At 42.2% G+C, this 16,071-nt stretch carries 18 protein-coding genes and 1 tRNA gene; 8 read left to right on the top strand and 11 right to left on the bottom strand.

The features are described from left to right. Positions 1–44 precede the first annotated feature (44 nt). Positions 45–209 carry a hypothetical protein gene (locus AACS98_RS04580; RefSeq protein WP_197480123.1) on the top strand — a complete coding sequence of 55 codons (165 nt, stop codon included), beginning with the start codon at positions 45–47 and terminating at the stop codon, positions 207–209. Between the two features lie 153 nt (positions 210–362). Here the strand turns inward: AACS98_RS04580 and AACS98_RS04585 are convergent, their stop codons facing one another. From AACS98_RS04585 to menD, 5 genes are all read right to left on the bottom strand, one after another. Continuing rightward, complete coding sequence (locus AACS98_RS04585) at positions 363–659, bottom strand: hypothetical protein (RefSeq protein ID WP_066376837.1); 297 nt, start codon at positions 657–659, stop codon at positions 363–365. Next, the gene (locus tag AACS98_RS04590; RefSeq protein ID WP_066376838.1) at positions 649–939 is read right to left on the bottom strand and encodes a BrnT family toxin; all 291 of its coding nucleotides are present in this window, start codon (positions 937–939) and stop codon (positions 649–651) included. Before AACS98_RS04590 ends, AACS98_RS04585 begins: the two co-directional genes overlap by 11 nt. Before the next feature lie 198 nt (positions 940–1,137). Continuing rightward, positions 1,138–1,210 (bottom strand) — tRNA-Arg (locus tag AACS98_RS04595). 40 nt (positions 1,211–1,250) lie between these two features. Beyond that, positions 1,251–2,441 carry a murein hydrolase activator EnvC family protein gene (locus AACS98_RS04600; protein WP_066376913.1) on the bottom strand — a complete coding sequence of 397 codons (1,191 nt, stop codon included), beginning with the start codon at positions 2,439–2,441 and terminating at the stop codon, positions 1,251–1,253. Between the two features lie 269 nt (positions 2,442–2,710). Beyond that, entirely contained in the window at positions 2,711–4,522 is a 1,812-nt protein-coding gene (gene menD / locus AACS98_RS04605; protein ID WP_066376840.1) for a 2-succinyl-5-enolpyruvyl-6-hydroxy-3-cyclohexene-1-carboxylic-acid synthase, read from the bottom strand. A gap of 120 nt (positions 4,523–4,642) precedes the next feature. Between menD and folB the strand changes: the two genes are divergently transcribed. After that, positions 4,643–5,011, top strand: a complete 369-nt coding sequence (folB, locus tag AACS98_RS04610) for a dihydroneopterin aldolase (RefSeq protein ID WP_066376841.1) — start codon at positions 4,643–4,645, stop codon at positions 5,009–5,011. 26 nt (positions 5,012–5,037) lie between these two features. Here the strand turns inward: folB and AACS98_RS04615 are convergent, their stop codons facing one another. Continuing rightward, positions 5,038–5,637: a DUF2459 domain-containing protein gene (locus AACS98_RS04615; protein WP_066376842.1), complete on the bottom strand. Its 600-nt coding sequence runs from the start codon at positions 5,635–5,637 to the stop codon at positions 5,038–5,040. A gap of 173 nt (positions 5,638–5,810) precedes the next feature. Further along, on the bottom strand, positions 5,811–6,191 hold the full coding sequence (locus AACS98_RS04620; protein WP_066376844.1) for a calcium-binding protein: 381 nt from the start codon (positions 6,189–6,191) through the stop codon (positions 5,811–5,813). Between the two features lie 160 nt (positions 6,192–6,351). On the opposite strand from AACS98_RS04620, the gene rbsK reads away from it, so the two are divergent. Further along, complete coding sequence (gene rbsK / locus AACS98_RS04625; protein ID WP_066376846.1) at positions 6,352–7,299, top strand: ribokinase; 948 nt, start codon at positions 6,352–6,354, stop codon at positions 7,297–7,299. Between the two features lie 52 nt (positions 7,300–7,351). On the opposite strand, the gene AACS98_RS04630 is transcribed toward rbsK, so the two are convergent. Next, a complete protein-coding gene (locus tag AACS98_RS04630; RefSeq protein ID WP_066376847.1) occupies positions 7,352–7,783 on the bottom strand; it encodes a nucleoside deaminase in 432 nt (143 codons plus the stop codon). An 18-nt stretch (positions 7,784–7,801) separates the two neighbouring features. Here AACS98_RS04630 and AACS98_RS04635 point away from each other — a divergent pair, with 18 nt between their 5' ends. Next, complete coding sequence (locus AACS98_RS04635; RefSeq protein ID WP_066376848.1) at positions 7,802–8,725, top strand: nucleoside hydrolase; 924 nt, start codon at positions 7,802–7,804, stop codon at positions 8,723–8,725. Positions 8,726–8,960: 235 nt separating this feature from the next. Here AACS98_RS04635 and AACS98_RS04640 read toward each other — a convergent pair whose 3' ends face one another. Next, positions 8,961–10,382 carry a cytochrome P450 gene (locus AACS98_RS04640; protein WP_232317107.1) on the bottom strand — a complete coding sequence of 474 codons (1,422 nt, stop codon included), beginning with the start codon at positions 10,380–10,382 and terminating at the stop codon, positions 8,961–8,963. 11 nt (positions 10,383–10,393) lie between these two features. Then, positions 10,394–10,957: an NUDIX hydrolase gene (locus tag AACS98_RS04645; RefSeq protein WP_066376850.1), complete on the bottom strand. Its 564-nt coding sequence runs from the start codon at positions 10,955–10,957 to the stop codon at positions 10,394–10,396. A gap of 135 nt (positions 10,958–11,092) precedes the next feature. Here AACS98_RS04645 and AACS98_RS04650 point away from each other — a divergent pair, with 135 nt between their 5' ends. Both AACS98_RS04650 and AACS98_RS04655 read left to right on the top strand, forming a co-directional pair. After that, positions 11,093–12,145: a dipeptide epimerase gene (locus AACS98_RS04650; protein WP_066376852.1), complete on the top strand. Its 1,053-nt coding sequence runs from the start codon at positions 11,093–11,095 to the stop codon at positions 12,143–12,145. Beyond that, positions 12,129–13,175: a DUF1611 domain-containing protein gene (locus AACS98_RS04655; protein ID WP_066376853.1), complete on the top strand. Its 1,047-nt coding sequence runs from the start codon at positions 12,129–12,131 to the stop codon at positions 13,173–13,175. Before AACS98_RS04650 ends, AACS98_RS04655 begins: the two co-directional genes overlap by 17 nt. A 162-nt stretch (positions 13,176–13,337) precedes the next feature. Here AACS98_RS04655 and AACS98_RS04660 read toward each other — a convergent pair whose 3' ends face one another. Beyond that, on the bottom strand, positions 13,338–13,754 hold the full coding sequence (locus tag AACS98_RS04660; protein ID WP_066376855.1) for a Fur family transcriptional regulator: 417 nt from the start codon (positions 13,752–13,754) through the stop codon (positions 13,338–13,340). Between the two features lie 216 nt (positions 13,755–13,970). On the opposite strand from AACS98_RS04660, the gene AACS98_RS04665 reads away from it, so the two are divergent. After that, positions 13,971–14,543: a peroxiredoxin gene (locus AACS98_RS04665; RefSeq protein WP_066376856.1), complete on the top strand. Its 573-nt coding sequence runs from the start codon at positions 13,971–13,973 to the stop codon at positions 14,541–14,543. A gap of 101 nt (positions 14,544–14,644) precedes the next feature. Beyond that, positions 14,645–15,997 (top strand): glutathione-disulfide reductase, encoded by a 1,353-nt coding sequence (gene gorA, locus AACS98_RS04670; RefSeq protein WP_066376857.1) that lies wholly within the window; start codon positions 14,645–14,647, stop codon positions 15,995–15,997. Positions 15,998–16,071 lie beyond the last annotated feature (74 nt).

Below are 16,071 nucleotides of genomic sequence, written 5' to 3' on the forward strand. Positions count from 1 at the left end.
CAATGACTTGTAAAATGTAAATGGTAAAGAATTACTCCATGCTTATGACTGTAGACATCCAGAACGAAAAAGATAAATTACAGGCAAGCAATAGTATAGACAACAATCAAGAACCAGAAACCGAAAAAATTCTATGTCCTCATTGTCAGCGCACCGCTACAAACGGTATTAAATGTAAAGGGATGTGTGTGGCTGACAGTGACTATTAAAGGATGAATTTTATCGTTCCGCAATCTTGCAATTACCCATCAATGTAGGGGTAATTCATGAATTACCCCTACAAATGCTTTTGAGTAAGACTTGATACTGAAGAGATATCCTCTTAAATATCGCGTCATAATCTATCCCTCATCACCTCTTAATTATCCTATTGTTTCTGCTTTAATTTCTTGCATGATTCTAGAAATTTCTTCCTCAGACTGAATATGACGTGACAAAACTTGTGCAGTTTTATCTAATAAACGTTCATTAAATAACTTAGCTATATCTTGCCGCAAACTTTGTCCAATATAAAATTTCAGCAAGGCTTCTACAGACATATCTTTACTAGCAGCTACTTCTTTCAGAGATGCTAAAGTATCTGTTGGTATATTCAGAGAAACTACTTCTGTAACACGGGGACGCAGTTGTAATTTTAATTCTTCCTGATCATTGCTCATATAATCTCCTTTCGCTTTTCGTCGCAGGACGAGCAGAAATAATTCTTTTTCTCGCTGTTCGTTCTATATAAACAACTAACAATAAACGTTGTGATAATGAATACCCTAAAATAAAATCGCGCTGTTCATTATTAGCACTTGCGTCTCCTTCCTGATAAAAAGGGTCAAAAAAGACCTCGGCTGCTTCTGCAAATGTAACACCATGCTTAACAAAATTGCTCTCAGCTTTATTTGTATCCCATTCAAACTCAACACCCTGAATTCGGTAAACAAAATTCATTATTTATTTTAATTTCCTATTGTTATCAGATTAACTATTGCTAATAACCGTTTTTGATGCTCCTGATTTCTGTGCTTCCCAGGCTAAAATATCCGCCGCTATTTCTGCCAAACTCCGCAAGAGTTTAAGCTGATCAAAATACTGAATTACATCATTTGCCAACACTGACAAATGTTTTGATAATCTCAAAAGCAAAAACGAGCGCGGAGGGATTTGAACCCCCGGCCAACAGAACCGGAATCTGTTGCTCTATCCACTGAGCTACGCGCCCTCGTATCTTGTCATTATATCACAAGATCACAAATTTGGTGTTAAAGATAATCTGCTGGGTTGACTGGTGTACCATTGCGACGCACTTCAAAATGCAGATGTGGCCCGGTAGATAAGCCGGTAGAACCCACAGCAGCGATCGCCTGTCCTTTCTGCACGGTTTGCCCTTCCGAAACATACAATTGGCTGCTGTGTGCGTAAAGTGTAGTCACACCTCTACCATGATCAATAATTACAGCTTTGCCATAACCGCCATACCAACCAGCAAAAATTACCTTTCCTGAATCGGCGGCGCGAATTGTACTCCCATAGCTAGCAGCAAAATCTAACCCTGCATGAAAGCGGCGATAACCCAAAATCGGATGTACACGCCAACCAAAGGGGCTGCTTGTTGGTGCATCACTAGGAAAGGCTAATAAACCTGTTCCGCGAATAAAGTCGTTTTTGCGGCTATTGGCTTTCGCTTGCGCTTCTTCTCTGGCTCTGGCTTCTGCTATCTTTTGTTGAATCAAAACTTCTAAATTTTGGGAATCTCTTTCTAGTTGGTTTTGCGCTGCTTCTAAGGCTAGGCGATCGCTATTTAATCTTTGAATCAATTCTGTCTGTGACTGCGCTTGAGCTTTAAAATCTGCCTTTTGCGCCAATAATTGCTCTCTAATTACAGCAATTTCGTTCTTTGTTTCTTCTACTTCGATTTTTTGTTGCGTAATCAGGTTGGCTTGATGGGCGAGTTTTGCCAACATTTTTTGGTCTGCCTGATACACTAACTTTAATTGATAGCGACGACTGATAAAGTCACTGATATCACGGCTTTGTAATAACACTGCCCATCCTTGACTAACTGGCGATCGCTGGAGATATCTTAACCTCGCTACTGTGGCGACTTGTCGCTCCTCATAAATCCTTTGCGCTACAGCTAAATCAGATTCTAACTGCTGTAATCTTGCCGTAGCAGCTTTTAATCGAGCTTCGCTGTCTTGAATCTGACTGTTCGTAGTTTGTAGATTCTTGGCTATCCCAGTTAAGCGATTTTGCGCTGCCTGTTGTATATTATTTAGGCGATCGCGTTCCTGAATCACATTCTGACGTTCTTGATTTATTTGTTGTTGTTGTTGTCGGAGGTTGTCAACTGTTGCTGTAGGTGTGGCAGATACAGGTAGCCAAACCAAAATCCAGCAAACTATCAGCAAACACCACCAAAATTTAAGGTCTTGAAAAAATCGCGCTTTCATGCTGTAATATTCAGCCCAGGGATTGCCCGCAATTAGCATTATTCCCCATACTCAAGAATATTTAACACTAAACGGGCTGCAATTTGGCTGAATATATGGAAGATTCGGTAATTCTCAGACTTGGGATGTTCGCGCTAGCGTCGCGAAGCGAAGCAGGAAGCTAACGTCTTCAGTCTTTGAGTAGATTTAAGCAAGTTTAGTTTCACGGCTTTCCCAGAAATACATTATCTATCTTGTGAGGTGGGACGGACAGCCCGCCCTTGTGTACCTCAATCAGCCGCAAATTTACTTAAATGAACCTGTCGCCATTTGGCATCAGTTTGACGATTTGTCCGCAACTCTAAAACGCGAATTCCTTGATTTGGCAATGGGTTCAATCTTTCCTGTAACTGCTGCCAAGATGTAATTAATTCATGCTGCACATTGTAAGTAGCGCATAACTGAGTAAAATCAATATCTTGGGGAGTACCAAAAAATTCTTCAAATGGTGGGTCGAATTTGGCGATGGGTAACATTTCAAAAATTCCCCCACCATTGTTATTAATTAACACAATTGTCAGATGTCCCACAAATTTATTTCTGATTAAAAAACCATTGGTGTCATGCAATAAAGCCAAATCACCTGTTAACATCACACTACTTTGCTGACGGTGGGCAATTCCCAAAGCAGTGGATAATGTGCCATCAATACCATTTGCACCTCGGTTAAAATGCGATCGCACTCCTAAATTATTCGGTTTCCAAAAATATTCCACATCCCGCACAGGCATACTATTAGCAATAAATAACGGCGTTTCTGGCGGTAATACCTGAGAAATTAACCAAGCGGCTTTACATTCGATTAAATCCTCCATATTTGCCAAAGTTTTATCCACGTTTGCCCTAACTCTGGCTTCAGCATGACACCACATTTGCAGATAGTCGGGGGATGAGGGGGATAAAGATTTTAGCTGCTTGACTCCCTCATCTCCCCCTACTTCCCCTACTCCCTCATCTCCCCCTACTCCAGCTAAAAACTGTTCTACTGTCATTCTTAAATGTGTTGTCTTGCCATGCAAGGGGTCAAGATTTTCGTGACTAGGATCAATTACCCAACGTCGGGGTTGGTGGGTGTCTAGCCAAGCCCGTAGTTCTTTACTGGTTGGCATATCACCTATCTGTATTACTATGTCGGGTGCTAGCTGTTTGGCTAGTTGCTGATTTCGCAAAATTAGGTCATAGGTAGAAACTAGATAAGGGTTGAAGTCAGCATAATTTCTCAGAGGGGAAAGTCCTTCTGCCAGTACAGGCCATTTGAGACTTTGGGAAAGGCGAGCGATCGCTCTACAATACTCCTGTGGTTGCTGTGGTTGTGCTACTCCAGCAATGATGATTCCTCGGTGAGATTGGGGAATGGGGACTGGGGACTGGGGACTGGGGACTGGGGTAAGATTTGTAATGTCAGCAAAGAATTTTTCCGGGTCAAATTTTGTTAATAATGATTGTAGAAGCGTTTCGTGCAGCATCTCTGTGTGGGGAATGGGTGCTAAGGGGTCACGAAAAGGTATATTTAAATGTACTGCCCCCGGTGTTGGGGTTTGGGTTCGCTCCCAGCTATAAATTAATGTTTGCCGCAGATAAGCTAGCATTCCCATATCTGGCGTAGGTATAGCTAACTCTGTTTGCCAATTTGGGTAATTGCCATATAGTTTTACCTGATCTATAGTTTGTCCAGAATGACAGTCTCGCAATTCTGGCGGTCTATCGGTAGTTAATATCAACAAAGGTACACGGCTTTCTTTGGCTTCAATGACTGCTGGGTAAAAATTCGCTCCCGCAGTTCCAGAGGTGCAAACAATAGCTACAGGACGATTGGTAGCTTTAGCGACTCCCAGAGCAAAGAAAGCGGCGGAACGTTCGTCTAGAATGGAAATTGCTTCAATTTCAGGGACTTGCTGGGCAAAAGCAACGGCTAGCGGTGTGGAACGAGAACCAGGACAAATTACAGCACAGGTTAATCCCAGACGTTTGAGAGTTTCGGTGAAGATATAAGCCCAAAGTTGATTTATATTTTTATAAGCCAGCCGTATCACATCAGACATAACAGCAAGTTTGAGATTTTGAACCGAGAAATTCAATGTATCATTCCCTGTTCCTTTCTTTTCAGTGAACTGATGACTGATGACTGATGACTAATGACTAATCACTAATCACTAATCACTATGGACTGTATTCACTTAACTGGAATTCGCTGCTATGGCTACACTGGATATCTGCCAGAAGAACAGGTGTTAGGACAATGGTTTGAGGTGGATGTCAAATTATGGTTGGATCTAACTCAAGCTGCTAAAACTGACGCGATCGCTGATACTCTCGATTATCGTAGTGTTATTAGCTTGATTAAAGATTTAGTCAAGACTTCTAAGTTTGCTTTAATTGAAAGGTTAGCAGGTGCGATCGCTGACTCTATTATCCAAGAGTGTGATCAAATCACCCAAGTTCAAGTTATCGTCACTAAACCCGCCGCACCTATTCCCGATTTCGGTGGCAAAATTAGCATTGAATTAACTAGAAACAAAGGGGACAGGTGATTGGCGACTGGGGACTAACTGCTATGCTAGTGGTGAATAATTTGATCTTTGACTCGGTAATCTGCCCAGATGATCAAGCCATGAACTTGGCAGCCTAATTCTTCTAGCCATACAGCTATTTCATGATTGCTATTGTGTAATAAAGTATAGTCTTGGTCATCTTTGACTAAAGTTAAACCTGTTTGTGGATTTTTGAGGCGCGTTTCAATATGACGATGAAAACGTTCATCTAATAATTTCAGTAGCCGTGTTACATTGGCTTGTGCTACTTCTAAACTGAAAATGCTGGCATTTTCCTGTTGCATGATTTGCTGAAGTTCAGCAATGTTAGTAAAACTTCGCCTACCGAGAGTGCCTTGAGTTGATAAAAAAAGTGCCGCCACACCATTTCTCAAATCCTGCTGGTTGAGGGCAAAATAATTCCAATCACCATAAGCATACTGAATTAATCCACCCTTCGCACTGGGTAAAACCAGTCTGGAATGCCAACCGTAGTCTGTGACATAGATAGCGATCGCCTCGGCAGGGTCAGCAGGGGGTACAATAATTGCGGGAGAAAATATCCAAACCAATAAGATAGAAGCAATTATTAAGTAAGCGAATTTGGCAATACGGCGTAAACGCATAGTTAATAGTTGACGCTAACTCATTCCCCCGGATAAATCACGGGGGATTTTGAGTTTAAGCAGAAATTCCAGGTATAAATATTAGCATTTACGGATATTCTTAAGTTAGCTATCCGCTTACATCTGCCACATAAATAACGCTTGTCAAAAGCATCACAACTCGTAAAATTTAATTAAAATTTGTAGCCTCTAGCAAGCCAATACATCCAATCTGCGATCGCTTCTTGAGTTTCTGCATCTACATCAATAGCTTCGATATCCGAAAGCTTGGCAGAATATACATCATCATCCTTCCCACCAATATAAGCAACTTCCACATACATATCTTTTAAACAATCATCCTCTGGAGCCATTCCCAAGACTTCCACTGGTTTCTCCTCAATAGTAGAAGTTTTGCGTGACTTCTTCTTCCACTTAGCCATAAAAGGAAAATCCAAAGTATCATCTAGGTAATAATACCAGCCCATCGCCCTATCTTCTTTATCCTCAGCATCAACAAGAATCTCTGTGGCAATGCGATTTTCCCTGGTTTCGTCCCGTTCTACACTAGCCATAATACTCAAGTTTGTTGTTTATACAGTTTGCTATGTTAAATCCTTTTACTAATATCTGTCGATCACAGATGGGCAAAATTCCTCTACAATCGATTTTTGCTATTGCCGAAATTTTCAGAAATTGCATAAACTCAATGTTGCTTATCTAGTATTTTTTATTATGAGCATTATAGTATTTGGTAGCATCAATATAGACTTAGTAGTAACAGCCCCCCGCTTGCCCGTTGCGGGTGAAACTTTAACAGGAGAAGAATTTTTCAAAATTCCTGGTGGTAAAGGTGCAAATCAAGCCGTAGCACTAGCACGTTTGGGAATTCCTACCCAGATGGTAGGACGTGTAGGCGCACATAGTTTTGGTGCAGAACTGGTGAAACATTTGCAAGATACTGGTGTACAGACACACAATATCTTTATAGATGAAACCGTCAGTTCTGGAGTAGCAATCATCACCGTAGATCATCATGGTGAAAATCACATTATCGTGATTCCAGGTGCTAATGGACAGGTAAATCAAGAAGATGTAGGGCGATTATCCCAGCTATTACCAGAAGCCACAGCATTACTTTTACAACTAGAAATTCCACTGAAGACAGTAGTAGCAGCCGCCCAAGCCGCACACAATGCCAACATTAAAGTAATTTTAGACCCAGCCCCCGCACCATCGGAATTACCAGAAGAACTATATGAGTTAGTCGATATTATTACGCCCAATGAAGTAGAAGCAGGGCAATTAGTGGGTTTTCCTGTAGATAACGAAGCAACAGCAGCCAAAGCCGCCGAGATGTTATTGCAAAAGGGAGTAAAATGTGCGATCGTCAAACTAGGTGCTAAAGGTGTCGTGTGTGCCACGTCTGAAGAAACTTTTTTTGTCCCAGCCTTTCCAGTAGATGCAGTTGATACCGTAGCGGCTGGGGACGCTTTTAATAGCGGTTTAGCAGCCGCACTGTATCAAAGACTTTCTTTACATCAGGCTGTAGTGTGGGGTGCAGCCGCAGGTGCATTAGCAGCCACCAAACGAGGCGCGCAAACTTCCTTACCTGACAAGTTTACATTTGATACGTTTTTGAGAGAAAGGGCAGCAAAGCAAGCAGAGGATACTAATAACTAATGACTAATAACTAATGACTAATGACTAATGACTAATGACTAATGACTAATAACTACTTCCCAATATCCTCATTCCATAATTCAGGATTACTTGTAATAAACTCACTCATCATCTGTTCGCATTCATCCAGATTTAAATCAATTACTTCCACCCCGTGGGAAACCATAAACTCTTTTGCACCCGGAAAAGTTCTTGACTCTCCAGCAATCACTTTTTTAATGCCAAATTGCACCACAGCCCCAGCGCACAAATAACACGGCATTAAGGTTGAATATAATGTTGTACCTCTGTAGCTGCCAATTCTACCGGCATTGCGGAGACAATCAATTTCGGCATGGGTAACAGGATCACCATCCTGTACACGCTTATTGTGTCCCCTACCGAGAATTTTGCCATCTTTGACAAGAACCGAACCAATAGGAATTCCCCCTTCTTGTCTACCTTGTTGGGCTTCTTGAATTGCAGCTTGCATAAATTCATCCATTTTTATTTTCTCCTAAATATGAAAAAACAACTGGTATTAATGGATCATGATGGCGGTGTAGACGATTACCTCGCAACTATGCTGCTGTTGACAATGGAACATATTGAACTTCTCGGTGTTGTAGTCACACCAGCCGATTGTTATATACAGCCAGCTATCAGTGCTACACGCAAAATTATGGATTTAATGGGATTTTCTCACATACCCGTGGCAGAAAGCACAGTTCGCGGGATTAATCCTTTTCCGCGCTTATATCGTCGTGATTCCTTTATTGTTGACCATTTGCCGATTCTTAACCAAAACGAATTTCTTCACACTCCTTTGGTTGCCCAACCCGGTCAAGATTTCATGGTAAAAGTATTACGGGAAGCACCAGAACCAGTTACGTTGATGGTGACAGGGCCTCTGACAACAGTAGCAGTAGCCCTAGATAAAGCACCAGACATTGAAGCCAAAATTGAAAAAATTGTTTGGATGGGTGGGGCTTTGAATGTTCCTGGTAATGTGGAAAAAAGCCTAGAAGCCGGACAAGATGGTTCAGCCGAATGGAATGTTTACTGGGATGCGGTATCTGCGGCGCGGGTATGGCAAACCCAAATAGAGATGATTATGTGTCCGTTGGATTTAACTAACAATGTGCCGGTGACATCAGATTTAGTGTACAAAATGGGGAGACAACGCCACTACCCCATCTCTGATTTAGCCGGACAATGTTACGCTTTAGTGATTCCGCAAGATTATTATTTTTGGGATGTGCTAGCAACCGCGTATTTAGGACAACCAGAATTTTATCAAATACGGGCATGGGAAACCGAAATTATTACCACTGGTTTGAGTGAAGGGCGGACTAAAGTTGTTGCTGGTGGGCGGAAGATTTGGGCGATGGATGAAGTAGATAAAGATGCTTTTTACGCCTATATTTTGCAACAGTGGGCAAGGTAAATAAACAAGCCCCTGACGATGACTGCCTGGGGCTTGTTTATTGAAGCTATCATGCAAAAAAAAAGTTATCTGATATCATGTCCGGCTCATTACTTATGATAAGTTTTCGATGCTGAACTGTTCCCTGTTCCCTGTTCCCCGTTCCCCGTTCCCTGTTCCCTGTTCCCCGTTCCCTGTTCCCTACCCCAACAGATATGATAACTATTCAAACGGACATGATATAATTGCGAGAAAGTTAAACTCGGCGTGTCAACTTCATTTGGTAATTGTCCTTGAGCTTTTTCAGAGGAAATTGGACAAACTGCGCGTCGCCTGTTGCTTCCCAGTTAAACATTTGTAGTAAATGAGAGGCGAACACTTTTGTAATTGCGATCGCCATCTGCGCTCCCAGGCAAGCATGGACACCGCCACCAAAGGGAATAAATTGATACATTTTCCCTTCGCCACGTTCCGGTAGAAAACGCTCTGGCGCAAATACTTCTGGTTGGTGAAAGTAATCTGGTATAATGTGTGCGATTCTTGGCTCGGCAATAATTACACAGCCTTTTTTATAGAGTACGCCATCAAGGACTACAGACTTGGTGAGTAGACGACTGGCTGTAGAACTGGGCGGTAAAGTACGTAATGTCTCCTTAATTGTTGCCTCTAAATATACCATTTGCTTTAATTGTTCGGGTGAAAACATAGTGACTTGACTGTTTTCACCTATGAGGCTGGCTTGCTCTTGTCGTAGTCGTGAAATTACTTGTGGATGCCGTGCTATTTGGTACATGAGCGAAGATATCAGTCCCGATACCTCATAATCTGATGCCCATAATTGCAGTAGACACTGATTCTCAATCAACTCATCACTAAATACTCCATCGGGATTTTCTTGTTGGCTGTCTAGCATCATCGAGAGGAAATCAGCCGTCGGCTTGATGACTTGACCTTCACCTCGCCGTCGAGTCACCACAGCACGCATAAATTCCAAGAGTTTATGACGTGCCGAAAGCCCTCGCCCGTATTTTGTCAAGGGCGACTTCCATTGAGACAAACCATAAAAGCCATCAAAGTAAGTCTGATACAAAGTTTTTAACTCTGCTTTAGAAGTAATTGGTAATCCTTGGAAAGTTTCAGGAGCAGAGTCATCTAAACTGATTCCCAACAGCACTGGGACAAGTATATCAAAGCAAATCTTCTCTACAGCCGGGTGTACAGCTATGGTACCGGGGGTAGTCCAACTATTAATACCACGCCAAATCACATCATTGATTAGCGGTGTATAACCATCAAGTACACGGCCAGTCAGTCCGGGTGCGAGTGCATTTTTACGCTGACGATGCAAATCGGGTCTTTGAAACAGACTGTACTCCCCGAACATATCCATTGTGGTTGCTGGTAGTGCAATCTCTGTATATTTCAAATCTCCATTAAATGCCATTTGAATAGCTTTAGCCGAGCCTACAAAGATGGTAGTGCGACCAAAGACTCCTGTGTTAAAAATAGGGCCATACTTTTCCAGATTTTGGCGGCAGAATTGATCTGGATTGGCAATGTAGCTCAATGTGTCATACCATTTTGGCTTTCTTGGGGGAATGGTAGTCCCAGTAGGTGGTGCTTGTCCATCCTCAAGTACAATTACTTCTTCAGTATTGGCAATATTGTACATTGACATATCGTAAGTGATTAAGCGGACTTGATATTACTAATCAACTGTAAACCTAAAAACAAGGCTGCAATAGTTCCCGCCACGGAAATCTCACCTTGAGTCACTTTCTCTAATACTGATTCTATCGGAATCAAAATCACTTCTATCTCTTCTGTAATATCTAAATTTTGCTCACTTACCTTAATGACATTTTCTGCTAAAAATAAATGAATTTTATTGGTTTCTTTACTGGGGTTGTCGTATAGTGTGGCAATTTTGGTCAATTTCTCAGCTATATAACCTGTTTCTTCTTGCAGTTCTCTCATCCCTGCATTTTCAGGACTTTCTGCTGTTGGTTCAAATCTGCCGGCTGGTAATTCTGTAAAAAAATCTCCTACGCCGTGTCTGTATTGCCGCACAAAAATAATTTCTCTACTGGCGGTAATCGGAAGAACTACTACAATATCTGGCTTAATATTGACAAAAAAGTCATCTATTACCTGACCGTTGGGTAATTTTACCTCATCTTGCCTGACTTGACACCAACGATGGTTTAACACCATTTTTGAGGTTAATATTTGCCATTTTTGTAGTTTACTCATAAATTCTTAATTTTACGAATTATTATTTCATATTTTAGCGATTAATAATGAATGTAAAAAAGTATAACGGTAACACAAATCAGCTAAAATTTGCATTTACACTGTTTTTGCTCTTGCCGAAGTTAGAGCATAGTTATGCACGTAGAAGTTAATCTATTTACGGTCAACAAGCGATTTCCTTTAACTATTAGTCGCGGAACAACAGCCAAGACAACCAATGTCTGGGTAAAAATTGTGAGCGCAAATATAGAAGGTTGGGGGGAAGCATCGCCGTTTGGTGTGGGGAATCATGCACAGTCAACGGATACAATCAAAAACTGCTTAGAACAACTCGCGCCAGTTTTACAACCATTTCACCCGTTGCAAAGACAGGAAATTGAGCAAGTTTTAATTCAACATCAAGTTCCTTCGGCGGCGAGGGCGGCGTTAGATATGGCATTATATGACTGGTTTGGTAAGTATGTCGGATTACCTCTGTGGCAAATCTGGGGACTGAATCTTCATGCGATCGCACCAACTTCTGTCACCATTGGCATTAATTCACCAGCCGCAGCCCAAGCCAGGGCTAAGGATTGGTTACAATTTACCGATGTGCGTTTATTTAAAGTCAAGTTAGGTTCTCCAGAGGGAATAGCAGCAGATAAGCAAATGCTCTTGGCGGTGCAGCAAGTAGCACCGAATCAAGAATTTTTTGTGGATGCAAACGGGGGTTGGAGTTTGGCTGATGCCGTTGAGATGTGCAATTGGTTGGCTGATTTAGGTATAAAGTATGTAGAGCAACCATTACCACGAGGTGAGGAAGAAAGTTTAATACAACTTAAAGAACAATCACCGTTACCGATTTTTGTGGATGAAAGTTGCTTTCATAGTGCTGACATTCCCCGTCTAGCTAACTATGTAGATGGGATTAATATTAAATTGATGAAATCCGGTGGCTTAACTGAAGCCATGCGGATGGTACATACAGCACGGGCTTGTGGGTTACAAGTGATGTTTGGCTGCTATTCTGACAGTTCCCTCTCAAATACAGCTGCGGCACATCTCGCGCCACTAGCTGATTATTTAGATTTAGATAGTCATTTAAATTTAATTGATGATCCCTTCACCGGTGCAGTAGTACAGGAAGGGAGAGTATTACCGAACGATTTACCAGGCTTGGGGGTAAAATACTGTGCGTCTGCCGCTTAATCAAAAAGTCGCTATTTTATTACATGAAGGTACTCAAGGATCTATCGGCAAAACTGGGTTAGCACTGTTACGCTACAGTGAAGCCCCAATTGTCGCAGTCATAGACAAAGAGTGTGCGGGTAAATCTGTCAGAGAAATCACAGGTATTAAGCGAAATGTCCCGATTGTGGCATCGGTGGCGGCAGCTTTGGCATACCAGCCACAAATTTTAGTGATTGGAATTGCACCCAAAGGTGGCGGTGTCCCTGATGATTACTGGATAGAAATTAAAACAGCCCTAGAAGCTGGAATGTCTTTGGTGAATGGTTTACATACGCCTCTGTCCAGTATGGCTGATTTAAATGCACTACTCAAACCAGGACAATTAATTTGGGATGTACGAAAAGAACCACCTAACTTAGATGTTGCTAGTGGACTAGCAAGGACTTTAGCCTGTCGCCGGGTGTTAACTGTGGGAACTGACATGGCTATTGGTAAAATGTCCACTTGTTTAGAGCTACATTGGTTATCAAAACTGCGGGGTTGGCGTTCTAAGTTTTTGGCTACTGGTCAAACTGGTGTGATGCTAGAAGGGGATGGTGTAGCTTTGGATGCTGTGCGGGTGGATTTTGCGGCGGGTGCAGTGGAACAGATGGTAATGCGTTATGGCAAGAACTACGACATCTTATATATAGAAGGACAAGGTTCTTTATTACATCCTGGTTCAACTGCTACTTTACCGTTGATTCGTGGTTCTCAACCGACTCAGTTAGTGTTGGTACATAAGGCTGGACAAACTCATAACCGTAATAATCCTCATGTACCGATTCCACCTTTACCAGAGGTGATTCATCTGTATGAAACGGTTGCTGGTGCTGGCGGTGCATTTGGTAAAGTGCCTGTGGTGGGTATAGCTTTGAATACAGCCCATCTAGATGAATCTGCGGCTAAAGATGCGATCGCTCAAACTACAGCCGAAACCGGTCTACCTTGTACTGATGTCGTCCGCTTTGGCGCAAATGTGCTTTTAGATGCTGTAGTGCAGAGTTAAGGATGTAGGGGAGATGAGGGGGAGCAGGGGAGCAGGGGAGATTTTTCCGCAAAATTCTTTAATTTTGAATTTTTAATTTTGCGAAAAGTTCTGTAGGCGGGTTTCCCGCCGTAGGAAACTTTTCAAGACGAATTTTGAATTGATTTGTCCCCAATCCCCAATCTACTCACAGCGATCGCACACTCCCTGCACTATCACCTCAAACCTTTCTGCTGTTAGTCCTGAACGCAGTTGCGCTAAATCAATCTTACCGAAGGTGTTCCATTCAATATCTTCAATTGCACCACAACAGTTACATCGAAAATGATGATGGGGTGCAACTTTGGCATCGTAACGGGAAACACCTTCTTCTAATAGCACTTCTCGCACTAAACCCACCTCACGCAATGCCTGAAGCGCGGCATATACTGTTGCTTGCGATGAGGTCGGCGCATCTTTATTTAAGTCCGTCAAAATTTGCTCAACGGTAGGATGGTCTTCTCGTCCCAGCAGGTTGGCATAGACTGCGAACCTCTGGGGAGTAACTCGCAATCCTTTACTCTTCAGTGTTTTGATAATCTCATCAGCTTGCTGCTGCATAGGATTTACTTGACCCAGGTAAATACGCCTAGAACGCTATTATAACCTTTCTCCTCTCATCATTTAAAGTTCTTCATAAACATAATGATAAAAAAGTATTTATTACTATTGACTTATTCTTAAATCAGAATTATTCTGGTTTACAGGTGATGAAACAACACCACCAAATCATTAAGCTGCCGAAAAAGTTTAATTATTCATCTAAAAGAGGTATTTATGACTGCTATTACTCGCGTTCCTGATGTTGTATTTAAAACACGAGTTCGTGATGAGTCCGTACCTGGCCCTAACCCTTACCGTTGGCAAGACCGGACAACTCAAGAAATTTTCGGCGGCAAAAGAGTAGTATTATTTGCTTTACCTGGAGCGTTTACACCTACCTGTTCTTCTACCCACCTGCCCCGTTACGAAGAACTGTATGAGCAATTCAAAGCCCAAGGCATTGATCAAATTATTTGCTTGTCAGTTAACGATGCGTTTGTGATGTTCCAGTGGGGTAAACAACAAGGAGCGAAAAACGTATTTTTACTGCCCGATGGTAGCGGTGAATTTACCCGTAAGATGGGTATGTTAGTAGATAAATCTAACATCGGTTTTGGCATGCGGTCTTGGCGTTATGCAATGGTTGTCAACGACTGCCAAATTGAACAAATGTTTATTGAGCCTGGATTTGAAGACAACTGTCCCACCGACCCCTTTGAAGTATCCGATGCCGATACAGTGTTAGCATACCTCAAAGGTGTAGAACGTCCCAAAGAAGTCGCGCCTCGGTTGTCCTTCGTCGGCTAATCTGTATTAAGTTATTCTGCGCTTGTTGGTTTGCAGGTAAAGGAAGCTAGACTTAGATCACTTCCTTTACCTGTTTCATTTAGAATGTTTCGGAGGAAGCGATGAGTTATGATTTTGATTTGTTCGTAATTGGTGCTGGCTCTGGTGGTATTGCTACTGCTCGCCGTGCCGCAGAATATGGCGCAAAAGTTGGGATTGTAGAGTTTGACAGACTGGGTGGTACTTGCGTTAACCGTGGTTGCGTACCGAAAAAACTCATGGTTTATGCTTCTCGCTTCCCCGACATTTTTGCAGAAGCGCAAGGTTACGGTTGGAGTGCTGTGCAGAGTTCCCTGAATTGGGATGAGATGATTACCCGTGTGAATAATGAAGTCACACGTCTCAATGGTATTTATCAACGGATGTTAGATAACTCCAAAGTGCAGGTATATCAGGGACGGGGTAAATTAATTGATAATCATACAGTAGAAATTGGCGATACTAAAGTTACTGCTGATAAAATCTTGATTGCTGTAGGGGGGACACCAGTTCGTCCTGACATTCCTGGTATTGAACACGCTCTAATTTCTGATGACTTGTTTAATTTAAAGCCCCAACCTAAACGAGTAGTGTTACTTGGTGGTGGGTATATCGGCTCAGAATTTGCTTGTATTTTACATGGTTTAGGTACAGAAGTCATTCAAGTAATTCGCCAAGATAAAATTTTAGGTGGATTTGATGAAGATTTGCGGACAGAAATTCAAGAGGGGATGATTCGCCACGGCATTAGGATTGTCAATAATGCTGAGATTGTAGAAATCACCAAGACAGATAACGGTGTGAATGTCAAAGTCAAAGCCGACAAGGAAGAAGATATATTAGCAGATGCAATTAGTTTGGCAGCTTTAGGACGGAAACCCAATACTGATAACATAGGGTTAGAGAATACTGGTGTCAAAGTAGATAAAGAGGGGATGATTGTAGTTGACCGCTACAGTCAGACTACGGAAGAAAATATTTATGCTGTAGGTGATTGTACCAGCAAAATTCAATTAACACCTGTAGCAATTAATGAAGGACGAGCCTTTGCAGATACGGTATTTGGTGGTAAATCGCGGGTGATGAGTTATGAGAATATTCCCACAGCGATTTTTACCAATCCCGAAGCGGCGACGGTGGGGTTAATGGAAGCAGAAGCGATGGAAAAATATGGTAGCGATCGCATTAAAATTTATCGTAGTCGTTTCCGTCCCATGTACTACACCCTACCAGGGAAAGAAGAAAAAACCATGATGAAGTTGATTGTAAACACAGAAACTGATCAGGTTTTAGGGGCGCACATGGTAGGTGATCATGCGGCGGAGATTATTCAAGGGGTAGCGATCGCTGTGAAAATGGGCGCGAAAAAAGCCGATTTTGATGCTACAGTCGGCATTCATCCCAGTTCCGCCGAAGAATTTGTCACAATGCGGTAATGACTGGGGACTGGGGACAAATCAATTCAAAATTCGTCTTGAAAAGTTTCCTACGGCGGGAAACCCGCCTACAG

Source organism: Anabaena sp. CA = ATCC 33047 (genome assembly GCF_963870205.1).
Lineage (GTDB): Bacteria > Cyanobacteriota > Cyanobacteriia > Cyanobacteriales > Nostocaceae > Trichormus.